The organism is Gibbsiella greigii, assembly GCF_039540155.1.
Classification (GTDB): Bacteria; Pseudomonadota; Gammaproteobacteria; order Enterobacterales; family Enterobacteriaceae; genus Gibbsiella; species Gibbsiella quercinecans.
The window spans coordinates 185,979-210,456 of the sequence record NZ_BAABEM010000006.1; the positions used below are offsets into that span (position 1 = coordinate 185,979).

22 protein-coding genes are annotated in these 24,478 nt (G+C 58.2%); 10 read left to right on the forward strand and 12 right to left on the reverse strand.

Annotated elements, in window-relative coordinates; genetic code table 11:
• Nucleotides 1-10: 10 nt before the first annotated feature.
• Together qseC and qseB are read right to left on the reverse strand one after the other, a co-directional pair.
• A complete protein-coding gene (gene qseC, locus AC559G_RS04115) occupies nucleotides 11-1,381 on the reverse strand; it encodes a sensor histidine kinase family protein (protein ID WP_498911507.1) in 1,371 nt (456 codons plus the stop codon).
• The gene (gene qseB, locus AC559G_RS04120) at nucleotides 1,378-2,040 is read right to left on the reverse strand and encodes a quorum sensing response regulator transcription factor QseB (protein WP_279024803.1); all 663 of its coding nucleotides are present in this window, start codon (nucleotides 2,038-2,040) and stop codon (nucleotides 1,378-1,380) included. The genes qseC and qseB overlap by 4 nt, the downstream gene beginning before the upstream one ends.
• A 172-nt stretch (nucleotides 2,041-2,212) precedes the next feature.
• On the opposite strand from qseB, the gene panB reads away from it, so the two are divergent.
• The 3 genes from panB to panD all read left to right on the forward strand — a co-directional run bounded on the left by panB (nucleotide 2,213) and on the right by panD (nucleotide 4,561).
• Nucleotides 2,213-3,007: a 3-methyl-2-oxobutanoate hydroxymethyltransferase gene (gene panB, locus AC559G_RS04125; RefSeq protein ID WP_498911509.1), complete on the forward strand. Its 795-nt coding sequence runs from the start codon at nucleotides 2,213-2,215 to the stop codon at nucleotides 3,005-3,007.
• A 59-nt stretch (nucleotides 3,008-3,066) separates the two neighbouring features.
• Entirely contained in the window at nucleotides 3,067-3,921 is an 855-nt protein-coding gene (gene panC, locus AC559G_RS04130; protein ID WP_498911511.1) for a 4-phosphopantoate--beta-alanine ligase, read from the forward strand.
• 259 nt (nucleotides 3,922-4,180) lie between these two features.
• Nucleotides 4,181-4,561 (forward strand): aspartate 1-decarboxylase, encoded by a 381-nt coding sequence (gene panD, locus AC559G_RS04135; protein ID WP_498911513.1) that lies wholly within the window; start codon nucleotides 4,181-4,183, stop codon nucleotides 4,559-4,561.
• A 50-nt stretch (nucleotides 4,562-4,611) separates the two neighbouring features.
• On the opposite strand, the gene AC559G_RS04140 is transcribed toward panD, so the two are convergent.
• Together AC559G_RS04140 and AC559G_RS04145 are read right to left on the reverse strand one after the other, a co-directional pair.
• Nucleotides 4,612-5,382 (reverse strand): ABC transporter permease, encoded by a 771-nt coding sequence (locus AC559G_RS04140; protein ID WP_346081145.1) that lies wholly within the window; start codon nucleotides 5,380-5,382, stop codon nucleotides 4,612-4,614.
• The gene (locus AC559G_RS04145; RefSeq protein ID WP_279024796.1) at nucleotides 5,379-6,302 is read right to left on the reverse strand and encodes an ABC transporter ATP-binding protein; all 924 of its coding nucleotides are present in this window, start codon (nucleotides 6,300-6,302) and stop codon (nucleotides 5,379-5,381) included. Before AC559G_RS04145 ends, AC559G_RS04140 begins: the two co-directional genes overlap by 4 nt.
• 187 nt (nucleotides 6,303-6,489) lie before the next feature.
• Here AC559G_RS04145 and can point away from each other — a divergent pair, with 187 nt between their 5' ends.
• Complete coding sequence (gene can, locus AC559G_RS04150; protein ID WP_498911515.1) at nucleotides 6,490-7,182, forward strand: carbonic anhydrase; 693 nt, start codon at nucleotides 6,490-6,492, stop codon at nucleotides 7,180-7,182.
• 53 nt (nucleotides 7,183-7,235) lie between these two features.
• Here the strand turns inward: can and hpt are convergent, their stop codons facing one another.
• Nucleotides 7,236-7,772 (reverse strand): hypoxanthine phosphoribosyltransferase, encoded by a 537-nt coding sequence (gene hpt, locus AC559G_RS04155; RefSeq protein ID WP_095847303.1) that lies wholly within the window; start codon nucleotides 7,770-7,772, stop codon nucleotides 7,236-7,238.
• Between the two features lie 126 nt (nucleotides 7,773-7,898).
• Entirely contained in the window at nucleotides 7,899-9,494 is a 1,596-nt protein-coding gene (cueO, locus tag AC559G_RS04160) for a multicopper oxidase CueO (protein ID WP_498911518.1), read from the reverse strand.
• A 240-nt stretch (nucleotides 9,495-9,734) separates the two neighbouring features.
• Here cueO and AC559G_RS04165 point away from each other — a divergent pair, with 240 nt between their 5' ends.
• From AC559G_RS04165 to speD, 3 genes are all read left to right on the forward strand, one after another.
• Nucleotides 9,735-10,082, forward strand: a complete 348-nt coding sequence (locus AC559G_RS04165; protein WP_498911948.1) for a YacC family pilotin-like protein — start codon at nucleotides 9,735-9,737, stop codon at nucleotides 10,080-10,082.
• A 116-nt stretch (nucleotides 10,083-10,198) separates the two neighbouring features.
• Nucleotides 10,199-11,062 carry a spermidine synthase gene (speE, locus tag AC559G_RS04170; protein WP_498911520.1) on the forward strand — a complete coding sequence of 288 codons (864 nt, stop codon included), beginning with the start codon at nucleotides 10,199-10,201 and terminating at the stop codon, nucleotides 11,060-11,062.
• A gap of 27 nt (nucleotides 11,063-11,089) precedes the next feature.
• Entirely contained in the window at nucleotides 11,090-11,884 is a 795-nt protein-coding gene (speD, locus tag AC559G_RS04175; RefSeq protein WP_438599861.1) for an adenosylmethionine decarboxylase, read from the forward strand.
• Nucleotides 11,885-11,951: 67 nt separating this feature from the next.
• On the opposite strand, the gene AC559G_RS04180 is transcribed toward speD, so the two are convergent.
• The 6 genes from AC559G_RS04180 to AC559G_RS04205 form a co-directional block, all read right to left on the reverse strand.
• Nucleotides 11,952-12,881 (reverse strand): VirK/YbjX family protein, encoded by a 930-nt coding sequence (locus AC559G_RS04180; RefSeq protein WP_498911522.1) that lies wholly within the window; start codon nucleotides 12,879-12,881, stop codon nucleotides 11,952-11,954.
• Between the two features lie 537 nt (nucleotides 12,882-13,418).
• Entirely contained in the window at nucleotides 13,419-16,490 is a 3,072-nt protein-coding gene (locus AC559G_RS04185; RefSeq protein ID WP_498911524.1) for an efflux RND transporter permease subunit, read from the reverse strand.
• Nucleotides 16,487-17,701, reverse strand: coding sequence for an efflux RND transporter periplasmic adaptor subunit (locus tag AC559G_RS04190; protein WP_498911526.1), 1,215 nt, complete (start codon nucleotides 17,699-17,701; stop codon nucleotides 16,487-16,489). Before AC559G_RS04190 ends, AC559G_RS04185 begins: the two co-directional genes overlap by 4 nt.
• 24 nt (nucleotides 17,702-17,725) lie before the next feature.
• Entirely contained in the window at nucleotides 17,726-18,571 is an 846-nt protein-coding gene (locus tag AC559G_RS04195; protein ID WP_462614374.1) for a MipA/OmpV family protein, read from the reverse strand.
• Between the two features lie 143 nt (nucleotides 18,572-18,714).
• Complete coding sequence (locus tag AC559G_RS04200) at nucleotides 18,715-19,905, reverse strand: sensor histidine kinase (protein WP_498911528.1); 1,191 nt, start codon at nucleotides 19,903-19,905, stop codon at nucleotides 18,715-18,717.
• Nucleotides 19,902-20,600 carry a response regulator gene (locus AC559G_RS04205; protein WP_438599724.1) on the reverse strand — a complete coding sequence of 233 codons (699 nt, stop codon included), beginning with the start codon at nucleotides 20,598-20,600 and terminating at the stop codon, nucleotides 19,902-19,904. Before AC559G_RS04205 ends, AC559G_RS04200 begins: the two co-directional genes overlap by 4 nt.
• A 244-nt stretch (nucleotides 20,601-20,844) precedes the next feature.
• Between AC559G_RS04205 and AC559G_RS04210 the strand changes: the two genes are divergently transcribed.
• The 3 genes from AC559G_RS04210 to AC559G_RS04220 are packed head-to-tail and all read left to right on the forward strand — an operon-like array spanning nucleotide 20,845 to nucleotide 24,476.
• Entirely contained in the window at nucleotides 20,845-22,110 is a 1,266-nt protein-coding gene (locus AC559G_RS04210; protein ID WP_498911530.1) for an aminotransferase class I/II-fold pyridoxal phosphate-dependent enzyme, read from the forward strand.
• Nucleotides 22,111-22,122: 12 nt separating this feature from the next.
• Complete coding sequence (locus tag AC559G_RS04215) at nucleotides 22,123-23,259, forward strand: GNAT family N-acetyltransferase (RefSeq protein ID WP_498911532.1); 1,137 nt, start codon at nucleotides 22,123-22,125, stop codon at nucleotides 23,257-23,259.
• Complete coding sequence (locus tag AC559G_RS04220) at nucleotides 23,256-24,476, forward strand: MFS transporter (RefSeq protein ID WP_498911534.1); 1,221 nt, start codon at nucleotides 23,256-23,258, stop codon at nucleotides 24,474-24,476. Before AC559G_RS04215 ends, AC559G_RS04220 begins: the two co-directional genes overlap by 4 nt.
• The last annotated feature ends 2 nt before the right edge of the window (nucleotides 24,477-24,478 follow it).

A 24,478-nucleotide genomic window follows, 5' to 3' on the forward strand; every position in this document is an offset into this window, starting at 1 on the left:
CTTGGGCCGGCTAGCCGCGCCTCGGGAACACCACCGTAGCAATAAAGCCCCCTTCCGTGCGGTTAGTAAAACGCATTGTCAGCCCATGCAATGCGGCGATACGTTGCACTATCGATAAGCCCAATCCGCTGCCGTTCTGCACCTGCCCCGGCGGCCGGTAAAAACGCTCGCCCAACCTGGCAAGCTGCTCCGCACTCACCCCCGGCCCGTTATCCGCCACCTGCAGTTGCCCTTCATTCAACGTGACCGTAACCCGGCCGCCCACCGGCGTATAGCGCAGCGCGTTATCCACCAGATTGCGCACCAGCAACGACAGCAGCAGCGGTTGCCCTGGCAGCGGCTTCGGCGAGCCCTGCGGCTGATAGTGCAATGCAACACTCCGGCTGTTGGCATACCGCTCCTGCTCGGCCAGCGCCGCCGGCACCAGTTGGCACCAGTCGGCTGGCTCCAGCGGCTCAAGATCCGACAGCGAATCCAGCCGCGAAAGCGTCAGCAATTGGTCCACCAAGCGTGTGGCGCGGTCGATACTGACCATCAGGTTTTCTACCGCATGCATACGCACCGGCACATCATCACCGGCCAGTTGCACCACTTCAGCCTGCACCCGCAACGCCGCCAACGGGCTGCGCAGTTCATGGGCGGCGTCGGAGGTGAAGCGGCGCTCGCGCACCAACATGGTGTTGATACGGGTAAACAACGTATTGAGCGCGTCCACCAGCGGGCGCACTTCCGTTGGCACCTGCCGGGCGTCGATCGGCGCCGCATCATCCGGCGCCCGCTGGCGCAGCCCGGCAGCCACGGCGCGCAGCGGCCGCAGTTCCCGCCCCACAATCAAGGCGATCAACAGCATCAGAATCGGTAAGGTGATCAACCACGGCAGCAGTTGCCCGGTCACCATATCCAGCGCCATATCCTGGCGGTACTCCAACTCCTGCCCCACTACGATGCGATAGCGGCCATCGGGGCTGGTCAGCCACAGCAGCCGCCAGGCATCGTCATCGTCCTTTAGGCGACCAACGATAAACCCGTCGTTGCGCTCATCAAACATCACGTCGGCGCCGTTTTCACCGTCATGCAACAGCATGTGGCCCTGGCGGTCGAAAATGGCGAAGGCCAGCGCATCGTCATCCTGTTCACCCCGTTTTCCGTTGCGCACCAGCCTCTTGGTCTGCGGCAGGCTGCGCACCTGCTCGCTGGCCAGCAGATCGCCCAGGTTGGCGGTAGCCAGCCGTTTGGCAAACAGCATCTGCTGGGTGTCGAACACTTCGTTGATGTTATCACGCGTGATCTTCCACGCCACCAGGCTGGCGCAGCACCAGGTCACCAGCGCCAATAGGCCGAAAATAACGATCAGCCGCAGCCGCAGGCTCCAACGTTTCATTCAGCCGCCCCCAAGGTGTAGCCCACGCCGTGCACCGTGCGGATAAAACCGCTGCCCAGCTTGCGCCGCAGGTGGTGAATATGCACCTCCACCGCGTTGCTGCTCACCTCATCGTCCCAGGCGTAGAGCTTTTCCTGAATCAACGGCCGCGCCAGCACCCGCCCTTTGTTGTGCAAGAACAGTTCCAGCACCGCCAGCTCGCGCGGCGTCAGCGCCACCGGTTCCCCATTAACGCTAACGCTGCGGGCGGCGCTGTCGAAGACCACGTTGCCGTGCGCTAACTGCGGCATCAGTTGCCCGTGACGCCGGCGGATCAGCGCCTGCAGGCGCGCCGCCACCTCCGCCAGCGCGAAGGGTTTGCACAGGTAATCGTCCGCACCGTTCTGCAAACCGCTGAGGCGCTGTTCCAGCGCATCGCGGGCGGTAAGAATCAAGACCGGCACGTCATGGCCGGCCTGGCGCCAGGCGCGCAGCAAGTCCAGCCCGTCAAGGCCCGGCAGGCTAAGATCGAGGATTACCGCATCATAGGGCGCGCTGGCCAGTGCGCGCTTGCCCACCACGCCGTCGGTGAACCAGTCCAGGGTGAAACCGAGCTTGGTCAGGCCGGCTTTGATGCCATCGCCGATCAGCGTGTCGTCTTCAATCAGCAGAATTCTCATGCATATCCTTATTCACCATTCATTGCTTTATTACAGCATCCATTTCTTAAGAAGCGCTTAAGCATCATGATCTGCGCTACCCACCCCGTAAGGCTTACAGTAGAATGACCGCACTTTTTTTGTAGTCGGGGGCCAGGCTGACGCCATGCGCCCCTATTCAGGAGACGTTGTGATGAAACCCACCACCATAACCCATCTGCGCCAGTGGAAGCAGGAACAGCGCAAGTTCGCTACCCTTACGGCCTACGATGCCAGTTTTGCCAAGCTGTTTGAAGAGCAAGGCATTAACGTTTTGCTGGTTGGGGATTCATTGGGGATGACGCTGCAGGGCCATGACTCCACGCTGCCTGTCACCGTCGCCGACATCGCCTACCACACCCGCGCGGTGCGCCGCGGCGCACCGGCCTGCCTGCTGCTGGCCGATCTGCCGTTTATGAGCTACGCCACCCCGGAGCAAACCTTTACCAATGCCGCCGAGCTGATGCGCGCCGGCGCCAATATGGTCAAAATCGAAGGCGGCAGTTGGCTGTGCGATACGGTGAAAATGCTGGCCGAACGCGCCGTGCCGGTTTGCGGCCACCTTGGCCTGACGCCACAATCCGTGAATATTTTTGGTGGCTATAAGGTTCAGGGCCGCGACGAACTGGCGGCCAAACAGCTGCTGGAAGACGCGCAAAACCTGGAGCTGGCCGGCGCGCAGTTGCTGGTGCTGGAATGTGTTCCCAGCGAACTGGCGCGCAAAATTACCGAACAGCTCACCATCCCGGTCATTGGCATTGGGGCGGGCAACACCACCGACGGCCAGATTCTGGTGATGCACGATGCGTTCGGCATTACCGGCGGCCACACGCCCAAGTTCGCCAAAAACTTCCTGGCGCAGAGCGGCGATATGCGCACGGCGGTGCAGCAGTATATTCATGAAGTAGAACAGGGCAGCTACCCTGGGCCGGAACACTCTTTTAATTAATCTTGCCGCAGGCTAATTGGCCTGCCCGGGCCTGAAAAGGCCCGTAACGGAGTTATGCAATGCTGATTATCGAAACGCTGCCGATGCTGCGCCAACACGTTCGGCGCTGGCGCCAAGAGGGGAAGCGAATTGCGCTGGTGCCCACCATGGGGAACCTGCACGAAGGCCATATGACGCTGGTTGATGAAGCGCGCGCACGCGGCGATGTGGTGGTGGTGAGCATCTTCGTCAACCCAATGCAGTTCGATCGTCCGGACGATCTGGCGCGTTACCCGCGCACGTTGCAGGAAGACTGCGAGAAACTGACGCGCCGCGGCGTTGATCTGGTGTTTTCACCCACGCCCGCCGAGGTATACCCGCAGGGTTCGGAGACCCAAACCTACGTCGATGTGCCGATGATCTCCACCATGCTGGAAGGCGCCAGCCGCCCCGGCCACTTCCGCGGCGTGGCCACCATCGTCAGCAAGCTGTTCAATCTGGTGCAGCCGGATCTGGCCTGCTTCGGCGAAAAGGATTACCAACAACTGATGCTGATCCGCAAAATGGTGGCGGACATGGGCTACGATATTGATATCATCGGCGTGCCGATTGTCCGCGCCCAGGATGGCCTGGCGCTCAGCTCACGCAATGGCTACCTGAGCGCCGAAGAACGCAAAACTGCCCCGCAGCTTAACCAGATCATGAACGACCTGGCCGAGCGGCTCGGCAACGGCGAGCGGCAAATTGATGAACTGCTGGAGCAGGCCGCCTATAAACTACGCGTGGTGGGGTTCACCCCGGACGAGCTGTTTATCCGCGATGCAGACACATTGCTACCGCTCACGGTGGAAAGCAAACGCGCGGTGATTCTGATGGCGGCCTGGCTTGGCAAAGCGCGCCTGATTGACAACCAGCAGGTCGATTTAACGCTGTAAGCCATTTGCACAGCGGTTGCCCCGGGCGGTGCCAGGCGTGCCCGGGCTTATCGGCAACGAGCGTAATACACAAAATCATTCATGTTGCATCGCGGCGGCAAGTCAGTAAGTTCCCGGGCCATAGAGAGCTATGTGACCAGGACGCGTTGACGTAGCCAACAAAGACGCAGCCTGAAGGATGAAGGGTATGGCAGGGATGCAGGAAGATGTTCAACCCCAGTCGCCCGCAAGGGCCGACGTCCAGTTAGGTTTAAAAGCTATGATACGTACAATGCTGCAAGGCAAGCTGCATCGGGTGAAAGTGACTCGGGCTGACTTGCACTATGAAGGCTCCTGCGCCATCGATCAGGACTTCCTGGAAGCCGCCGGGATCCTGGAATATGAAGCCATTGATATTTACAACGTTGACAACGGCCAGCGTTTTTCCACCTATGCGATCGCCGCCGAGCGCGGCTCGCGCATCATTTCGGTCAACGGCGCTGCCGCACGCTGTGCCTGCGTGGGCGACAAACTGATCATCTGCTCTTATGTACAAATGAGCGATGCCGATGCACGCCAGCACCATCCGAAAGTGGCCTACTTCGAAGGCGAAAACACCCTGCTGCGCAAAGCGAAAGCCGTGCCGGTACAGGTTGCCTGATCCTCACGGGCGCCAGTTGCTCCGGCGCCCGTTTCCCGGCCTTTCACCAGTTATGAACGCAGGCCGCGGCCACGCTCGATCAGATACCAGGTCAGCAGGTAAAACACCACAATAAACACCACCAGCACCAATAAAGTCAGCGCCAATGGTACGTCAGTAATGCCGAGGAAACCGTAACGGAAGCCGCTGATCATATACACTATCGGGTTCAGTTTGGACACCGCCTGCCAAAACGGCGGCAACAGCGTCAGCGAGTAAAACACCCCGCCCAGATAGGTCAACGGCGTCAGCACAAAGGTCGGGATCAGGCTGATGTCGTCAAAGGTGGTGGCAAAAATCGCATTCAGCAGCCCGGCCAGCGAAAACAGAATCGCCGTCAGCAGCAGCGTTGCGGCAATCACCCACCAGGCGTGCACATGCAGCGGCACAAAGAACAGCGAGATAGCGGTAACCAGAATACCGATGCAGATCCCGCGCGCCACGCCGCCGCCGACGTAACCGGCGATCACCACATGGGTGGGCACCGGCGCAACCAGCAGTTCCTCAATGTTGCGCTGGAATTTGGCGCCGAAAAACGAGGAAGCCACATTGGAATAGGCGTTGGTGATCACTGACATCATGATAAGCCCCGGCACGATAAACTGCATGTAGCTGAAGCCATGCATATCGCCGATGCGCGAACCAATCAGGTTGCCGAAAATGATAAAGTACAGCGTCATGGTGATCACCGGCGGCACCAGCGTCTGTACCCAAATGCGCGCGAAGCGGTGGATCTCTTTCGCCCAGATGCTTTGCAATGCCACCCAGTATAAACGCGTCATGCTTTCCCTCCATTGCCGTTAACCAGCGTGACAAACAACTCTTCCAGCCGGTTGGCCTTGTTGCGCATACTCAGCACCTGAATGCCCTGGGCGCTCAGTTGGCTAAACAGCGCGTTCAGCCCCTGCTCGCGCATTACTTCCACCTCTAAGGTCGAGGTATCCAGTAATTGGCTGCGATAGCCCTCCAGCTTCGGCAAGGGGCTTTTGGCCGCCAGATCGAGGATGAAGGTTTCCGACTTCAGCTTGGCCAGCAACGCTTTCATCGAGGTGTTCTCCACCAGTTGGCCGCCCTGAATAATACCGATGTTACGACACAGCATTTCGGCCTCTTCCAGATAGTGGGTGGTCAGGATAATGGTGGTTCCCTGCACGTTCAGCTCTTTCAAAAAGCCCCACATGGAGCGGCGCAGTTCGATATCCACCCCGGCGGTCGGCTCATCGAGGATCAGCAGCTTCGGCTGATGCATCAGCGCACGGGCGATCATCAGCCGGCGTTTCATCCCGCCGGACAGCATGCGCGCGCGCTCGTTGCGTTTGCCCCACAGATCCAACTGGTTGAGGTACTTTTCGGCGCGATTCAGCGCTTCACGGCGCGTAACGCCGTAGTATCCCGCCTGATTGACGACGATTTGCATCACAGTTTCAAACGGGTTGAAGTTGAACTCCTGGGGCACCAGGCCAAGCTGGCGTTTGGCGTTGACGATGTCTTTATCAATATCAAAGTCAAATACCCGCACCGTGCCGGACGTTTTGTTGACCAGTGAGCTGATAATGCCGATGGTGGTGGATTTCCCTGCGCCGTTTGGCCCCAACAGGGCATAAAAATCCCCGGCCTCGACGCGAAGATCGATACCGCGCAATGCCTTGACGCCACCTGCGTAGGTCTTGGTCAATTGCGCTAATTCCAATGCGTAACTCATAAATTAGAAAACACCTTGTAGCGTTATGTATGCTGCAGAATTCTTATCATTGGGCGAATTTTATCACCGCGCGCATTTTCACCGCGGTCTAATCCGTGCGGAAAATTCAACAGTTATGATTTTCAAATGGTGACGCTTGTCCTATATTACCTCAACGCAATCTGCTCGTTACAGGTCAATAACTTCCATGAAAGAAATAGAAAGGCTCATTGCCAACAATCAGGTTTGGTCGGCGAATATCAGCCAGGACGATCCCGGTTTTTTCGAACGCCTGGCACAGGCGCAAAAACCCCGTTTTTTATGGATTGGCTGTTCTGACAGCCGGGTGCCCGCCGAGCGATTGACCGGCCTGGAGCCCGGTGAGCTGTTCGTTCACCGCAATGTGGCTAATCTGGTCATCCATACCGATTTGAACTGCCTGTCGGTGGTGCAGTACGCCGTCGACGTGCTCGAAGTGGAACATATCATTATCTGCGGCCACCTGGGCTGCGGCGGTGTGCAAGCGGCGGTGGAAAACCCGGAGCTGGGCTTAATTAACAACTGGCTGCTGCACATCCGCGATCTGTGGTTCAAACACAGCTCACGCCTGGGTGAACTGGAGCCGGAAAAGCGCCTGGATGCGCTGTGCGAAATCAACGTGGTGGAACAAGTGTATAACCTCGGCCACTCCACGATTATGCAATCGGCCTGGAAACGCGGCCAGAAGGTGATGATCCACGGTTGGGTGTACGGTATTCATGATGGCCGCCTGCGCGATCTGGAAGTCACCGCCACCAGCCGAGAGAGCCTGGAGATGGGCTACCGCAAAGGGATGGCCACGCTGCTGCAAGAGAAAGAAAAGAGCGTCGTCGACAAACCGAACCCGCTGCACGCCGATTAAAGGCAACCGGCGGCCGCACCTTTACTCTCCAGGTGCGGCCGCCGGCATTAGGTTTATTCGTCCAGCAGGACGACTTTGCCCACGTACGGCAGATGGCGATAGCGCTGAGCGTAGTCAATACCGTAGCCCACCACGAACTCGTCAGGAATGGAAAAGCCGACAAACTCGACCGGCACTTCCACTTCACGGCGCTCCGGTTTATCCAGCAACGTACAAATCGCCAGTGATTTAGGCCCGCGCAGCGCCAGGATTTCGCGCACCTTGTTCAGCGTGTTGCCGGAATCGATGATGTCTTCAACGATCAGAATGTCTTTACCGCGGATATCTTCATCCAGGTCTTTCAGGATTTTTACGTCGCGGGTGGTGGACATACCGCTGCCATAGCTGGAGGCGGTCATGAAATCCACTTCGTGCGGCACGTCAATCGTGCGGCACAGATCGGCCATGAACATGAATGAGCCGCGCAGCAGGCCCACCAACACCATTTCACTGCCGCTGTTGCGGTAATGTTCGGTGATCTGGCGGCCGAGTTCGGCGATACGGGTTTTAATTTCCTGTTCGGAAATCATGACGTCTACAGTGTGTTTCATAGGTTTTCAGATCGGTTGCCGGAAGGAAGGCGCAAAGTTTATCACAGCAGGAAGGCGCTGGCGACGCGCAGCGGCATGGCAAACCGCCGCACCCGCCGTTTGAAACGCGGCTCGCATCAGGCAGAATTATGCCTGGTCGGTAACCGTAAAGCCCAGCATCATGCCGGTATCTTCGTGCTCCAACAGATGGCAATGCGCCATATAGGCATGTTCTGCGCTGGCCAGATGATCGAACCGCACCAGCACCTCGCTGCGCCAACCCTCAACGTGCACGGTATCTTTCCAGCCCGCCCGGTGTGCCGCCGGCGGCTTGCCGTTTTCCGACAGGATGCGGAACTGGGTGCCGTGAATGTGGAACGGATGCAGCATCATGTCGCCTTCGCCGGAGATGGTCCATTTCTCATACTGGCCGCGTTTGGCGGCAAACATCGGCTTCATCATGTCGAAAGCCTTGCCGTTGATCATATTGCCGTGACTGAAATCAAACGGCGCTTCGCCATGCGCCATGCCGGCCATATCGCCATGATCCATTCCGGCCATACCACCGTGCCCTGCCTCGCCCATGTTGCCGTGGTCCATGCTCATGCCGGCCATCGCCTGGTGGCCGTAACGCTGCATCAAGGCCTGCATACCGAGCTTATCCAGCGTGGGATCCATCATCAGTTGCAGCCAGCGCGCCTGCACGCCATCAAGCGCGGGCAAGGCCGGCAACGCCACCAGCGTATCGGGCAGCGTTGTTACCCCTGGCGCTTGGGTGGGCTGAATGCGCAGCACCGGCAGCGGCTTATCGAACGGCGGCAGCGTCATCCCCATTTGTTTGACCGGCAGCGTGACGATATCAAACGGCTGGCCATCCGACGTATCCACCAGCACTTCAAAACGCTCGCCCATCAGTATCGGCAGTTCATGCAACTTGACCGGTTCATTGAGAAAACCGCCGTCGCTGGCTATTACATACAGCGGGCGGTTATCGCTGGCGGCCAGCGTCAGTGAGCGCGCATTGCAACCGTTGAGAAAGCGCAGGCGCAGCCAGCCGCGCGGCGCCGGGTGCTGCGGATACTGCACGCCGTTGGTGAACAGCCGATCGCCGAACCAGCCGACGGCCGCGCTCATCACATCCAGCTGATAGGCGATCTGGCCGTCGTTACCCAGGCGTTTGTCCTGCAAGATCACCGGAATGTCGTCCTGGCCCCAGGTTTTCGGCAACGGCAGACGGCTGCTTTCTTCGTCCTCTATCAGCACCAGCCCCGCCAGGCCCATCATCACCTGCTGGCCGGTTTTGCCATGGGTATGCGGATGGAACCAACAGGTCGCCGCGGGCTGATCGACGGTAAAATGCGCCGTACGGGTTTCCCCCGGCGGGATCAGCGCATGTGGGCCGCCGTCGACTTCGCCGGGGATCGCCAGGCCATGCCAATGCAGGGTGCTGGCCGCAGGCAACTGGTTACGGATATCGACGGTCACCGGCTTCCCGCGCTGCAGCCTGACTGCCGGCCCCAGCAATGCGCCATTCACGCCCCAGGTTTTGCTCGCTACATGCGGCAACCAACGGGTTTCCCCCGCCTGGAACGCCAGCGCGATGTTCCCCTGTGCGTCCGGCGCCAACAGCGGCGGGATCGGCAACGCAGGCTGTTCAGCCGCCCAGGCGGCACTGCTCCATAGCGGCAAAGCACTCGCCGCACCCAGTGCGGCGGTCAGTTTGATAAAATCACGGCGCAGCATCGCAGGCTCCCTTGATGAATGGCATAGCATATAGACCCAAGCCTAAACCCTCCCCCTGGCGGAAGGTCAAGCCTTAACAGCCCGCCACGGGCGTGCCGGTAATAAAATTTGGTGCCTTTACAAACAAGTGTGGTAACGTCACACAGGTTGTCTCCGGCGATGGATACATGCCGTCAAAAGCCAAACGGCAAACCATTGCCGCTGGGAGCACAACCTGATAATCAACGGGTCTATTTCATGCTGAAAAAAACAACGTTACTGATGCTGTTACTGTCTATGCTGGGGTTCTCACGCGCCACCCTGGCCTTGAATGAGTCTGAAGCGGAAGATCTGGCCGATCTTACCGCGGTGTTCGTCTATCTGAAGAACGACTGTGGCTACAACGATTTGCCCAATACGCAAATCAAACGTGCGATCGTGTTCTTCGCCCAGCAAAACCGTTGGGATCTCAGCAACTACGACAGTTACAACATGAAAGCTCTGGGTGAAGCCAGCTACCACGATCTGCGCGGCATCGCCATTCCGACCCAGACAAAATGCAAATCTCTGGCGCGCGATTCACTCAGCCTGTTAGCCTACGCAAACTAGCCCCTCTTCCCTTCTTCTGCTATCTCTGTTTGAAATTCAGCCGTGCAACATCAGGCAGAGTTAGCTATCATGTTGCGCCAATTTTTCATGGCTGTTATTTACGGAGTGTGCCGAATATGACCCAGAAAGAAATTTGGTATGAGACGCTGCATGCCAACTTCGGTCAGTACTTCTCTGTCGAGAAGGTGCTGTACCGCGAGAAAACCGAGCATCAGGATCTGGTGATTTTTGAAAACCCGGAGATGGGCCGCGTCATGGCGCTCGACGGTGTGGTGCAAACCACGGAACGCGATGAGTTTATCTACCATGAGATGCTGACCCACGTTCCCCTGCTGGCGCACGGCCAGGCGAAGAAAGTCCTGATTATCGGCGGCGGCGACGGCGGCATGCTGCGTGAAGTCAGCCGTCATCAAGGCGTCGAACAGATTACCATGGTGGAGATCGACGCCGGCGTGGTGGCGTTTTGCCGCCAGTACCTGCCCAATCATAACGCCGGTGCTTATGACGATCCGCGCTTTCGTCTGGTGATTGACGACGGCGTCAACTTCGTCAGCCAAACCGATGAAAAATTCGACGTCATCATTTCAGACTGTACCGATCCGATCGGCCCAGGCGAAAGCCTGTTCACCTCAACCTTCTACCAGGGTTGCGCACGCTGCCTGAGCGAAGGCGGGATCTTCGTGGCCCAGAACGGCGTCTGCTTCCTGCAGCAGGATGAAGCGGTGAACAGCCATACCAAACTGAGCCACTACTTCAAGGACGTCAGTTTTTACCAGGCGGCGATCCCAACCTACTATGGCGGCATTATGACGTTTGCCTGGGCCAGCCAAAATCCGGCGTTGCGCCAGCTTGATTTGGCCACGCTGCAGCAACGTTTTGTACAAAGCGGGCTGCCTTGCCGTTACTATAACCCGGCGATCCACGTGGGCAGCTTTGCTCTGCCGCAATATTTACTCAATGCACTGAACGTTTCACGTTAAGCGAGAAGATAAAGGAGGTGAACCAAATTGCACAAGCTGAAACTGCACGGCTTCAATAACCTGACCAAGAGCCTGAGTTTTTGTATTTACGATATTTGTTACGCCAAAACCGCGGATGACCGCGACGGCTATATCGCCTACATTGACGAACAATACAACGCCAACCGGTTGACGGAGATCCTTACCGAGACCTGCTCAATCATCGGCGCCAACATTCTGAACATCGCACGTCAGGACTACGAGCCACAGGGCGCCAGCGTCACCATCCTGGTCAGCGAAGAACCGGTGGATCCGAAAGATGTCGATACCTCGGAGCACCCAGGCCCGCTGCCAAACACGGTAGTCGCACACCTGGATAAAAGCCATATCTGCGTTCACACCTACCCGGAAAGCCATCCGGAGGGCGGCCTTTGCACCTTCCGCGCCGACATTGAAGTGTCGACCTGCGGGGTGATTTCGCCGTTGAAAGCGCTTAATTACCTGATCCATCAGTTGGAATCCGATATCGTCACCATGGATTACCGCGTGCGCGGCTTTACGCGCGACGTCAACGGTGTGAAACACTATATCGATCACGAGATCAACTCGATCCAGAACTTTATGTCTGAGGATATGAAATCGCTGTATCACATGATGGATGTGAACGTTTATCAGGAGAACATCTTCCATACCAAGATGCTACTGAAGGACTTCGATCTGCAACACTATCTGTTCAATGCCAAGCCGGAAGCGCTCGGTGAAGAAGAACGGAAACGGATTACCGATCTGCTGTGGAAAGAAATGCAGGAGATCTATTACGGGCGCAATATTCCGCACCTGTAATGGCAGGCCGTGCCCCCGAGGCACGGCCTACTTTCCCGCATTCATCGCGGCCGCCAAGAAACCAGGCTTATAAACCGGCGCTCAATTGATCGAGCAGTTCATAGCGCTTACGGTATTCCGATCGCTTTTTGCTTGGCAATTCGCTACTGTCCTTTCTCGGAATAGATAGCGGCAACGCATAGAGATGTTTGGAGACTCTCTGCCCGCCAATCTCTTGCCAGAAATTATTGTAGCTGGCATGGAACTGGCTTCGTTTACTGAATACGTAACGCAGGCTTCTAAATACATGCGCGTTATCACTCACGCCAAAAATTTTATCGATATTATTTTCACGAGCGAACTTGAAAATAACCTCCATTAAAATTCTTTTGGGGAATAACCCATAGCACAGTTTGGTGGCTTTTTTTATCACCTCGTTGCCAACGCCTTTGCTTGCCCCCTGCACGCCGCCGATAAAAATACTCTGCCGTTGATGATGGCTAGCCACGGAAAAGGTGATGCTGGCAAGCAGCGTATCGCCCATTTTTAAAAATACGGTGCTTTCCCCTTCACGCTCTGCCCTTTTCGCCGTGCTGGCGCAAATAGTAAACTCAACGTCATCCTTCCCTTTCAGAGTATAAATACATTTATCTTCCAAACTGGTGAGCGCGTTGCTCATTTGGAAATTCTGCATTTCCCCTAGGAAGGTATAATGATTAATGATGACGTCCGTGCGTTGTTTAACGGTCAACGCGCGATAGAGATACGGGCGGTGCACTTTTATCGGTATATTATTTTGCGATTGTAATAACTCACGATAATAGGGCAGCCCAGCAAGCAGCGAAAGCAGTCGGGATGTTTGCAGCGGGAAAATTAACGAACGCAGCAGGAACTTTACCCGATGCGATTTTTTATCCCAATAGGTATTCGGGCACAACTTTCCTGTCGCTAACGACAGCGCAAAGCCGATGTTATTCAACGGCTGAGCATTTGACGTTTCCTTTTCTATTAAATACATATTCTCACCTGTAATGACTATACCCGTCATACTTCAAGTTGCAGGTGTGTTGGCTTGGTTACTCGGCCCAAAGGGGCCGCTGCCAACAGCGTTCAAATCTGCTCCCGGCAGATTTGTCGCTCACCCCAGTCACTTACTTATGTAAGCTCCTGGGGATTCGCTGCGTTGCCGCGTGATTCGGCCATACGGCCTCACCCCTACGGGGCCAGCGCTAGCGCTGTTCAAAAACGCTTTTGCGTTTTTGTCCTGCAACTCGAATTATTTTGGGTATACAACCGCCGCCTTTGCCTGTTTGCCCGCCAATAAAAACACCAGGCCAGCCCGTTATCATCGGCAGCAATAGCGAAGGAAATTGATGGCTAACAAAATTATGATGAACCCGTATCGTTAGGATTCTATCAGCGTTTCGTTAAGAAACTGTCAATGACACTTAAACAGGTAGCGATAATGTAATTAAAAATAACGAGGATGCCGCGGTTTAAATAACCTGCCGTAGGCTCTGGCGGCGCCTGCACACAGGGCGCCGCCCATCTCCTTTTATTCGCCTGCCAAATCTTCCGGGCTGACCGTCGTCAGGCGGGCTAAACGCGGCCCCAGCCATGCTCGCAGATTGTCGATACGCGCAAACACCACCGGCACGCACACCAGGCTGAGCAAGGTCGAGGTTACCAGCCCGCCGATCACCGCCGTGGCCATCGGGATACGGAACCCCGAATCGGCGCCAAAGCCCAGCGCCGCCGGCGCCATACCGGCGACCATCGCCACCGTGGTCATCACAATAGGCCGCGCCCGCATCATACCGGCATGGATCAACGCATCATGCGTCGTCATCCCTTGACGGCGGCCCTCCAGCGTGAAATCCACCAGCAGGATAGCGTTTTTGGTGACGATCCCCATCAGCATCAGCAACCCGATGATCGCCGGCAGATCCAGCGCAGCGCCGATCAGCCACAGTGCGGCGATGGCGCCGACCAGCGACAGCGGCAGCGTGAACAGAATGGTGAACGGCTGCAGGAAATCGCGAAACAGCAACACCAGAATGGCGTACATCGTCAAAATACTGGCCGCCATCGTCAGCGAAAAGTTGTCGAACATCTCCGCCATGTATTCCGCATCGCCGTATTGCACCTGCTGTACCCCGGCGGGCAAATGCTGCAACGCCGGCAATGCTTGTACCGCATCCAACGCCTGCCCCAGTGAGGCCGATTGCAGGTTGGCCTCGACGCTGATACGCCGTTGGCGATCGTAACGATCGATGCGTGTTTGCCCCTCGCCGTAGCTGATGTCCGCCACCGCCGACAACGGCACCCCGCCTTCCCGCCGGATGCTGGAAACGCGCAGGCTGCGCAACAGATCCAGATCGGCGCTATCGCGCTTGGCAAGCCGGACGCGCAGCGGGATCTGCCGTTCCTGCAAGTTGTAATGCGCAGACAAGGACTTCTGCTCGCCGGTCGTGGCGATACGTAATATGTCACCGATGGCGCTGGTACTGACGCCAAGCCGGGCCGCGTCGCCCGGGCGCGGCCGCACCCGCAGTTCCGGGCTGACGGGCGAGAGGCTTATCTGCACGTTGGTCAACTGCGGCAGCCCGCGCATTTCACCCGCCAACTGCCGCGCCGCGGCCTCCAGCGCCTGCGCATCGCGCCCCACCAGCATGATCGAGACTTCACTGCCGCCATCAACCAGAAACTGGAAGCGCATGTCGGGTAACGCCGCTAATTGCCGGCGGATCGAGTTTTCAAACTCCTTACGCGTCACTTGGCGCTGATCGCGCGGTTGCAGTGTGATGCTGAAGCTGGCTTCATCCGGCGAGCCGGCGACCGCCAACACATGCTTAACCGCCGGATGGGCGCGCAGCACGGCGGTGATACGTTCCGAGGTCTGTTGCGCCTGCGACAATGAACCGCCCGGCGGCAGCGTTACACGTAGCTGCGATAGGTTCGCATCGTTAGCCGGCAGGAAACCGCCGGGCAGATACCCAGCCAACAGTATGGCCGCCACAAACAGCGCTCCGGCAGCCAGCAGGGTTTTCCAGGGGTGCCGCAACACCTGTTCCAACCAGCTCACATAGCGGCGCATCAGCCGCCCTTGCGGCTCGCCGTGGTCCTCAGGTGCGGTGTTCACCTTGCGCGTGGCGCGCAGGAAATAGGCCGCCAGCAACGGCGTCAGCAAGCGCGCCACCAACAGCGAGCACAGTACCGCGATGGAGGCGGTCAGCCCGAACTGGCGGAAATATTGCCCAACTACCCCTTGAACAAAGCCGACCGGCGCAAACACCGCAACAATAGTCAGCGTGGTGGCCAATACCGCCAGCGCAATGCCGTCTGCTGCGTGCAGCGCCGCGCTGTAGGGCCGCTCGCCCATATGAATATGGCGGTCGATGTTCTCGATCTCGACGATCGCATCATCAACCAAAATGCCGATCACCAGCGTCAACGCCAACATCGTGATGCTATTAAGCGTGAAATCCAGCCACAGCATGGCCAAAAACACCGGCAGGACGGACAGCGGCAAGGCGACGGCCGCAATAGCCGTGGCGCGCCAGTCACGCAGAAACAGGAACACCACCAGAATCGTTAGCACCGCCCCTTCAACCAGGGTATGCATCGCCGTGTCGTAACTGGCGCGGGTGTATTCCACCGTCGATGTCACTTCGCGGATGACGACGCCGGGGTGCTGCGCCTGCAACGTTTGCAGCCGTTCGGCCACGCGGGCGGCAACTTCGGTGTCGCTGAACCCTTTACGCCGCCACACCGAGAAACCCACCGCCGGTTTACCATTAAACTGGGCGAACCCCGAACGCTCGGCGACGGTATCGCTGATGCGCGCAATGTCGCCCAGCGGCAGCCAACTGCCGCCCGGCATCGCGATCGGCAGCGCGCTGAGGGTTTCCGGCGAAGCCAGGCGCCCTTGCACCCGGATCGTCTGGCGTTGCTGCTGCGTTTCCAAATGGCCGCCGGGCACGTCGGTGAACGTCTCACGCAACTGGCTATTCAGCGTATCGATCGTCATGCCGTACTGCGCCAGCACCGCCGGTTTCGGCTCGATGCGCAACTCGCGTTCAGCGCCGCCAAAACGGGCGACACGCTGTACCCCCGGCACGGCCAGCAACTCACGGCTGATACTGTCGTCAACGTACCAGGACAGCGCCTGTTCCGACTGCCCAGGCGCCTCCATAATGTATTGCAGCATCGCGCCGCCTTCGACGTCGACGCGCTGCACCACCGGCGCCGGAATATTTTGCGGCAGCTCACCGCGGATCTCGTCCACCGCCGCGCGCACGTCGTTTGCGGCGCGATCGGGATCGGTACCCAGTTGGAACTCCACCGTGGTGGTGCTGACTGAGGCTTTGACGGTCGATTCCAGATGGCGCACGCTCGGCAAACCTGACAGCGCGTTTTCAACGCGGCGGGTGATTTCGGCTTCAATTTCCGCCGGCGCAGCGCCCGGCTGCAACACCGTGACGCTGACCAACGGGAAAGCCACCGGCGGGTTGGCGTTCACCGGCAAACGCAAAAAAGCGGCGATGCCCGCCAACGTCAGCACGCAAAACAACACCAGCGTCGGAATCGGGCGGCGAATCGCCCATGAAGAAATACCTTGTTTCATGGTTGCGCGTTCTCCGCTGTGCGCCGCTCTGTCGGCATTACGCGGAGATCCTGGCCGGGCACCGCCGCAGCTACGCTCTCAACCGGCTCCCCTTCCGCCAGCAGCGCAGCGCCGGCCAGCACCACCCGATCCTGTGGCGACAGCCCTTGCTGAATCTCCACCCACTCACCGTCACGCCAGCCAATCCGCACCGCCACGCGCTTCACGCGACCATCCGGCCCGACGATAAACACATAGGGTTGCTCATCGCTGGCATAGCGCAATGCGCGCGCATCCAACGCCATCGCCTGACGCTGGCCCAGCTCTATGCGCGCGCCGCCCACGGCGCCGACACGCAACTGCGGCGGCACGGAGCCGTTAACGGTAATGCGCGCTTCGCCATAGCCGCTGTCGAGATCCACCATGGCGCCCACCAGCCGGATCTGCCCAGCCAACGTCTGTGACGGCAACACCAACTGCGCGGTCATGCCGGCTTGAAGATCCGCCAATGCCGAAGCGGGGATCTGCGCGACAAACTCCAGCTCGCCGTCACGTACCAAACTGAACAACGCACTCTGAGCATTAACCAGCGCGCCGGCCTGTACCTGCCGTTTGACGATCAAACCAGCCATGGGGGCGTGCACTTCCGCATGGGCAAAACGAATGCGCGTCTCTTCCACCTGCGCGCGGGCTTGCCGCAGCGCTGCCTGCGCCTGATCGCACGTCGCCCGCGCCGCGGCATAAGCGGCAGCGGCGGCTTCAAACTCCTGGCGGCTGATTGCGCCGTCAGGCTGTAAACGGCGCGCACGGGCATAAGCAGCCGCGGCCTCGTTAAGCCGCGACTGTGCCTGGGAAAGTTCGGCGTTGCCACGCAGTACGCCCTGGCGGCTCTGTTCCAGCTGTGCGTCCAGCATATTGCGTTCCAGGCGCGCCAGCACTTGCCCCTGTCGTACCCGTTCGCCGACGTCCGCCAACACCTCACTGACGCGCAACCCTTCCACCGGCGCCATCAACGTCACTTCTTCACGCGCGGCCCAGTGGCCAGACACATCAAGCAGCCGCACCAATAACCGCGGTGCCAGGCGCTGCGTTTCCACCTGTTGCACCGGCGCCGGCTGAGCATGCTCAGTGCCGCCAGACAGCAACCATCCGCCCAGCAATAACACCAAGACGGCTATCGCCAGGAAAACCACCGGCCTGATACGCCGTAAATCTTTCCTATGGGAATCCATTGTGTACTACTGCCGCCTTCTGTCTCAGAACGTATAATTGAGCATCGCAATGCCCGTCACGTTGGTGTTGCCTTCCACCACCGGGCTACGGTGCGCCCGATCGCTGAACGTCATCACTTCCAGCCCGACGAACAACGACCAGTTCTGATCAAAATTGTGTTCCCAATCGGCCGACGCCGAATAGGCATAAATCCCGGACTTGGCGTCAAAGCGGGAAAAACGTGAATGGCGGTGCTGCTCTTCGCTCACGCCAAAGTAAGTGCGGTTATAGCGGCTGTCGCCTGCATGCACGTTTACGCCCAAGGTGAACGCATCGCGGCTATCGCGAAAGACGGTGCCTTCCAGCCCCACCCGATAGCGGTTCCCACGATCGGCGCCAGCCACGCGAAACTCGGCTTCACTATTGATCGCCAGCCAGGAGGTAATTTGTTGAGATATCAGAAAATCGGCCGTGGTGGCGCCTTTGACTTCGCCCATGCCGCGCAGCCGTTTGGAGCCGGGCTGCCAGGTGCTGTTTTCATCTTTGCGGCCAAGGTCGTAATACAGTGCGCCGCTCATATAAAACCCACTGTCAGTCAGATACTCTGCGCCGATGCCGCGCAATGTATCGATAAAAAAGATACCGCGAGAGACGCTTAACGCCAGTTCTGGCGACACCCGCGTCTGGCGTGCCCCCATGTAACGCGGGCCGATAGAGGCCCCGAACCCCACGTTGACGTCGGTTTTATCGCCGAACAGGCTGGTCGGCGCAGGCGCCAGGGGATCGATTGGCTGCGCCTGGCTGGCCTGCGGCAATACCGCCAGGGCGCAAGCCAGACAGATCAACGCAGGCGTATAGCGCCGCGCCGGGAAACGGTGTGTATCGCTCATCCGTACTCATCCTCAAGCTGAATGGAAACCGCATGCAGTAAAGCAGCATTCGGACAAGTTCCAGCCGAGAAACGATGAAGATTCTATGAAGAGAGGGGAAAATCTTCGCGGGTACACCGCCATAGACCGTGGCGGGATACAGCCTAACCGGGCAGATCGATACGCGTCAATGCGCCGCCGCCGTCGCGGTTGCATACGGAAAGCTGCCCCCCATGCGCCTGGCAAATCGCCACCGCGACCGCCAGCCCCAACCCGCTGCCGCCGGCATGCCGTGAACGCGAACTTTCGGCGCGCCAGAAACGATCGCACACACGGTCAAGGTGCTCCGGCGCGAAACCGGCGCCGCCGTCTTCCACCTCGATACGAACGCCAGCGCCTTGCCGCCGGGCGCTTAGCGCAACCCAGCCACCTGACGCCGCGTAGCGGATGGCGTTATCAAGCAGAATGGAAATCACCTGCCCCACGCGCCCGCGATCCGCCAGCACGCGTAAATCGTCCGCCACATCAAGGCTCGCCTGCATCTGTGAGGCCTGCAAACGCGGCGCAGCCCAGGCGATACGCTCTTCCAGCAGGGCGCACAGCGTAAACTCAGAGGGCAACAGCGACAGTTGCCTGGCGGAAACCAGAGACAACAGATACAAATCGTCGATCAGCCGGTTCAACTGATCCAACTGGCACATAATGAGTTGGAAGTTTTGCGGCGTTGGTTCGAACACGCCGTCCAGCAACCCTTGCAAACGGCCCTTGGCCGCCGTTAACGGCGTGCGTAGTTCATGAGCGGTGGCCGCGCTGGAGGCCTGCAACTCCCGTTCCTGGCGCTCCAGCCGCTCGGCCATACGATTAAAATCGCTCGTCAGGCTACGCAGCGCCGGCGGCGTATGGGCCACCCGCGTAGCCCGCGTGGTGAAATCCCCCTGGGCGATGTGATCCGCGGCGACCGCCACGGCGCTGAGCTGACGCGACAGATGCAGCGAAACCCAGACGCCGCCGCCGACAATCAGCGGGATCGACAACAGCACGAACGCGCCGAAAAAAAGCATGTCTTCATTCACGGCTTCGTTAGTGAAGTATTCGCCATACAGATATTCACCGTAAATTTGCAATAGACGCTGCCGGTGTTCGGTCGGCTGTGCCTCCAGTTGCTGCAACTCCTGCCGCACCGGTTCAGGGATCGTCGCGCGCTGATGCGCCTCCCACCAGGAGAAACGCAGCCACATGCCGCCGCCGATCACCAGAATCGCCGCCATCGCCAGGCCGATCATACGCAGGCTTATCCAGCGCCATAACGGTTCGGCGGCACAGCGCTCACTTTTGTTTATATCGTTGTTCGTCATAGCACGTTGCAGAAACGGTAGCCCAGCCCACGCACCGTCTGCAGCACATCGCTAATGCCGGCACGCTCCAGTTTACGGCGCAAATTATAGATGTGCGCATCAACCACCCGCTCCAACGCGTCGCTTTCCGGCAGGCAGCCGGCGAGCAGTTCCGCACGTGAGAACATCCGGGTCGGGCAGGCCATCAACATGGCCAACAGGTTGAACTCCGTGCGCGTCAGTTCCAGCGGTTGCCGAACGCCATCGGCCTCAACCGAAACCTGCACCGCATCGATATCCACAATTAAATTACCGTGCCGCAGGCAGCGGGTGCGCGACTGGGCATTGTTGCCCCAGCGCCGCAAGACGGCATGAACGCGGGCCACCACTTCGCTGGGGTTATAAGGTTTAACCACATAATCGTCGGCGCCATACAGCAATGAATTAATACGGTTGGATTCACTGCCGACTGCCGTCACCATAATCACCGGGGTGGACGCATGCTGGCGGATCGCCGCCAGCACGTCATTGCCGCTTAACCCCGGCAGCATGATATCCAGTAAGACCAAATCCGGCCGCCACTGCGCATGTTGTTCCAACGCCTGGCGCCCATCGGCCACATGACGAGTCTGGAATCCATCCCGGCTCAGGTAAGCACTCAACACCTCGGCACCGTCGAAATCATCTTCGACGATCAATACTCTCCGCAGACTCATAGATTCTATCCCTTCATGAAACCTTGATAATTCATTAAGCATCACTTGATTTTGCAATGCGAAGATCAATCTCGCTTCTTGTTTATGCGTGCGGTTTTCTGCTGGTATTCATCAAGCGGCGGTGACTGCGGGTAATTATAGAAAAAGCAGCTAGTTATTTCAATTTCAATTGTTTTTATGGGCAATTCGGTTAACAGAAACGGTAACATCCCGAGCGGGTATCGGGTCAATGGGGCAACATATTATGGATAATATTCACAGCAAAGATCGTTGGGGATTAAAAAGTTTTGTTGAACATTCCAAACAGGAAGGCTTCTTACGCGAGCCGGTCGTCATGCAAGGAATGTCAGGGCCGCGAATCATACGCGACGGCCAACAGCATGTTAATTTTTCCGGTATTAATTACCTCGGCTGGCAGCAGGATCCCGAAGTGCTCGACGCCTTCTGCGATTCGGTCAAACGCTATGGTTTGTCAACCGGCGGCTCGCGCGCGACGCAAGGCATCTGCGAACCGCATTACCGGCTGGAAACGCTGCTCAGCAAACTTCACGGCAAGGACAAAACGCTGACCTTCGCCTCCGGGCTATTGGCCAATATCGGGTTTATCAATGCGATAACGGCGAAATTCAATTTCTCAGCCAAGTGCGGCATCGACAACCACGATGCGGTGTTGATTTTCGATCACGATTGCCACTGGAGCCTATGGAAAGCCGCCTCACACCTGAAATACGGTGAGCAGCTATTTGCATTTAAACATAACGATCCAGACGATCTGGAACGTCTGCTGCGCCGCGTCGGCGATCGCAAAGCCATCGTGGTGTTCGAAAGCATCTATTCTTCCGACGGCAGCATCGCGCCAATCGGCACTATCCTCGATCTTTGCGAACGCTACGGCGCGCTGAGCTACATTGATGACGCAAACGGCTTTATGGTCTACGGCGAGCCGCAACGTGCGTTCTATAACGAATTCCGCCATGTGACGCGCGCCGATTTCGTGATGGTTTCACTGTCTAAAGCCGTGGGGCTTGAAGGCGGCGCCATCAGTGCGAATGCGGAATATATCGATGCTTTCGAAATTCTGAGCGGAACCTCCATCTTTACCGCAGCCATCCAACCGCCGACCGCGGACGTTGCGGCATCGATCATCCAACGCCTGCATGATGAGCCGGCAATCATGGACGGCTATCTGCAGAAAAGCGAACGCTTCCGCCGCCGCTTGCTGGAAGCGGGGCTGCAACTGAACGAAACGCCGTCCTATATCACCTCCGTGCTGCTTGGCTCCGACAGCCAAGCGGAGAAAGTGCGCGTCATGTTGGAAAAACAACATTACTGCGTGCCGATTTTCCGTTACCCCGCCGTCAAACTGAACCAAGCGCTGATACGTCTGATTCTGCATAAAGATCATACTGATAGCGAAATCGAGCAGTTCATTCACAGCCTGACGAATGCGCTCAACAACGGCACGGAAAAAGAGGCTGCGCAGCGCGATCTGCTTACCGCGCACTCATAGGGAGATATTGATATGCAAGGTGTTAATTGCCAGCCGGCCTCCACATGTCAGGCAAGCCGCCCGGCGATGGGCGCGGAAGGTGCGCTACGTATAGAATTCAGACATTCGGTAGCCGACATCGACGCGCAGGATTGGGACCGGCTGTGTCAGCCGCATCAATTCTGCCGGCACGACTATATGACGGCGCTGGAAGCCAGCGGGCTGGACTGCCGCTTTCTATATGCACTGGCAATAACGCCAGCCGGGCTGGCGGGCATCGGCATCGCCACCCAGTGGTCGATCGCCATGCCCTGCCGCCTGTCGCTCAGCACGACGACGTTGGGCACGCCGGTCAACACCGGGCTCCCCTTGATGATCGCCCCCTGGGCAGAGCCTGCGGCGGTGTCGCAAAAGCTGGTTCAGGCGCTGGCGGCGCAGTCAGGCAAACAGGGATCCCGCCTGTTTATCGGCAGGGATTTTCCTGAGGCGCGTTTTTTAGGGCCCACCCGGCTTGATCGGCTCTATGCCTGCGCCCATTTGGATCTGGCCTGGCCCGATTTTGAAACTTATCTGGCCGGGCAACCCAAACGTAAATCACTGCGCCGCGATATTCGCAGCCTGGGGAAAGCGGGTTATGAGCTTGAAATCCGCAAAGGCCAAAGGCTGTCGGAAGAAGAAGCGCTGCGCCTGCATGCGTTGTGGTTGCAACTGTACAAGAAATACCAGTCGCCCGATCAAATCATGGTGACGAAGGCATTTTTTCTTGAAATGAGCCGGCTGGAACACGCCGTATGGCTCCTGTTACGCAAAGATGGCCGCATTGACGCGTTCGATATGTGTTTCACCCTGGGCGATACGCTAGAATCCACATACTGCGGCGTGGATTTTGAACAAACGGGGCGGCTCTCGGTTCACCGCGTTATGGGTTATGAGATCGTACGTTACGCGCTCGAACAGGGGCTGCGCAGCATCAACTTCGGCATATCCAACGAACAAAGCAAAGTTGATATGGGGTGCCGGCTGGAAACCTGTTACGCCTGGTTCAAAGCCAACCCCAGCTGGCTTGGGTTCCTTTTCCGCCCGCTGATTTTCAAATTCGTACTGGAAAACGAAGAGGTGACGCCCCATGAAACCCAGAAGAAAATCAGCGCGCCGGAAGCCTGCCAATGAAACCGCACCTTGTTTTCCAAAACGCGGCGTTTTCCCAGCTGGCCGCTCTGCAACTGATTATTTCGCTGGCCGACTGGATGCTGATCGTACTTTTGCAAATCATCGTTTTCGATCTGACGCATTCGGCGTTCAACGTGATGCTGCTGATCATCTGCGAGCTGGTACCCATGCTGCTGTTCGGCGCATTGGCCGGTGCGCTGACGGATCGCGCCAATCTTAAGCAGGTGCTCGGCTGGGCCTGCCTGTTGCGCTTGGTGGTGATTGCGGCGTTGCTGGTGCCGTTTTTTCGCCAGCAGCTCATTCCGTTGTTCGTGGTGACGGCGCTCAGCGCAACCTGCAATCGCTTTTTCGTGCCGGCGGCCAGCGCGCTGTTGCCGCGGCTGGTGCCGGCCGAGACGTTGTCGGCGGCGAATGCCCTGATCATGAGCGTGCGCATGGCCGGCATGGCGGCGGGCACGCTGATCGCCGGCGTTGTCGCCAGCCACTATGGGCATACAGTGGCGGTGAGTGCTATCGCCGTGCTGTTGCTCATTGCCGGCGTACTGTGCCTGGCGATTCCCGGCCTGCGCAGCCAGCCGCCGCAAGCCCACGAAGGCAGCCTGTGGGGCGATCTGCGCCTGACGATTACCCGTTACGGCGCCAGCCTGACGCTGCCGCTGGCAGCCAGTATGCTGGTCATGCTGGCGCTGGGCAGCTTTGAAATCCTCGCGCTGATTTATGTTTCCCGCATCCTCCACCGCCCCTCCTCAGACGTCAGCCTGCTGTTCGGTTGCTATGGTTTCGGCATGTTGGCCGGGCTGGTGCTGTCGTCAATGAAGAACAGCCTGCCGCGTTATAACCGCTGGATGCTGATCAGCCTGGTTTTGATGTGCGTCTCCATCTGGGCGCTTTCTCAGGCCAAAACGATGGCCTGGGCGCTGCCGATGGTGGCGATCGCCGGCCTGGCGGAAGGGCTGGTGATCACGCTCAGCCTGCTGCGGATTTATACGCAGGTGCCGGATGAATTTTGCGCCCGGGTTATCGCCTTGTTAGATACCGGCACCGGCGCCGCTTACCTGGTATCAGTGCTGCTGACGGGGTTTTTGGCCGATCGTTACGCCGCCGACGTGTTGCTGCACGGGATCGCGCTAACGCTCTCCGCATTACTGGCGCTGGGATTCATTCTGACGCAAACGGGCAATACCCGTCGCTCACACAAACATTTATCAAAACAATGAGA

What these genes read in the sequence shown, in the direction of transcription:
- AC559G_RS04205 (WP_438599724.1), bottom strand. Translation starts at nt 20,600, where the DNA reads ATGAGTCTGCGGAGAGTATTGATCGTCGAAGATGATTTCGACGGTGCC.
- AC559G_RS04195 (WP_462614374.1), bottom strand. Translation starts at nt 18,571, where the DNA reads ATGAGCGATACACACCGTTTCCCGGCGCGGCGCTATACGCCTGCGTTG.
- AC559G_RS04190 (WP_498911526.1), bottom strand. Translation starts at nt 17,701, where the DNA reads ATGGATTCCCATAGGAAAGATTTACGGCGTATCAGGCCGGTGGTTTTC.
- hpt (WP_095847303.1), bottom strand. Translation starts at nt 7,772, where the DNA reads ATGAAACACACTGTAGACGTCATGATTTCCGAACAGGAAATTAAAACC.
- qseB (WP_279024803.1), bottom strand. Translation starts at nt 2,040, where the DNA reads ATGAGAATTCTGCTGATTGAAGACGACACGCTGATCGGCGATGGCATC.
- AC559G_RS04210 (WP_498911530.1), top strand. Translation starts at nt 20,845, where the DNA reads ATGGATAATATTCACAGCAAAGATCGTTGGGGATTAAAAAGTTTTGTT.
- AC559G_RS04145 (WP_279024796.1), bottom strand. Translation starts at nt 6,302, where the DNA reads ATGAGTTACGCATTGGAATTAGCGCAATTGACCAAGACCTACGCAGGT.
- qseC (WP_498911507.1), bottom strand. Translation starts at nt 1,381, where the DNA reads ATGAAACGTTGGAGCCTGCGGCTGCGGCTGATCGTTATTTTCGGCCTA.
- panB (WP_498911509.1), top strand. Translation starts at nt 2,213, where the DNA reads ATGAAACCCACCACCATAACCCATCTGCGCCAGTGGAAGCAGGAACAG.
- cueO (WP_498911518.1), bottom strand. Translation starts at nt 9,494, where the DNA reads ATGCTGCGCCGTGATTTTATCAAACTGACCGCCGCACTGGGTGCGGCG.
- AC559G_RS04180 (WP_498911522.1), bottom strand. Translation starts at nt 12,881, where the DNA reads ATGTATTTAATAGAAAAGGAAACGTCAAATGCTCAGCCGTTGAATAAC.
- AC559G_RS04185 (WP_498911524.1), bottom strand. Translation starts at nt 16,490, where the DNA reads ATGAAACAAGGTATTTCTTCATGGGCGATTCGCCGCCCGATTCCGACG.
- AC559G_RS04140 (WP_346081145.1), bottom strand. Translation starts at nt 5,382, where the DNA reads ATGACGCGTTTATACTGGGTGGCATTGCAAAGCATCTGGGCGAAAGAG.
- AC559G_RS04220 (WP_498911534.1), top strand. Translation starts at nt 23,256, where the DNA reads ATGAAACCGCACCTTGTTTTCCAAAACGCGGCGTTTTCCCAGCTGGCC.
- panC (WP_498911511.1), top strand. Translation starts at nt 3,067, where the DNA reads ATGCTGATTATCGAAACGCTGCCGATGCTGCGCCAACACGTTCGGCGC.
- AC559G_RS04215 (WP_498911532.1), top strand. Translation starts at nt 22,123, where the DNA reads ATGCAAGGTGTTAATTGCCAGCCGGCCTCCACATGTCAGGCAAGCCGC.
- AC559G_RS04200 (WP_498911528.1), bottom strand. Translation starts at nt 19,905, where the DNA reads ATGACGAACAACGATATAAACAAAAGTGAGCGCTGTGCCGCCGAACCG.
- speE (WP_498911520.1), top strand. Translation starts at nt 10,199, where the DNA reads ATGACCCAGAAAGAAATTTGGTATGAGACGCTGCATGCCAACTTCGGT.
- can (WP_498911515.1), top strand. Translation starts at nt 6,490, where the DNA reads ATGAAAGAAATAGAAAGGCTCATTGCCAACAATCAGGTTTGGTCGGCG.
- panD (WP_498911513.1), top strand. Translation starts at nt 4,181, where the DNA reads ATGATACGTACAATGCTGCAAGGCAAGCTGCATCGGGTGAAAGTGACT.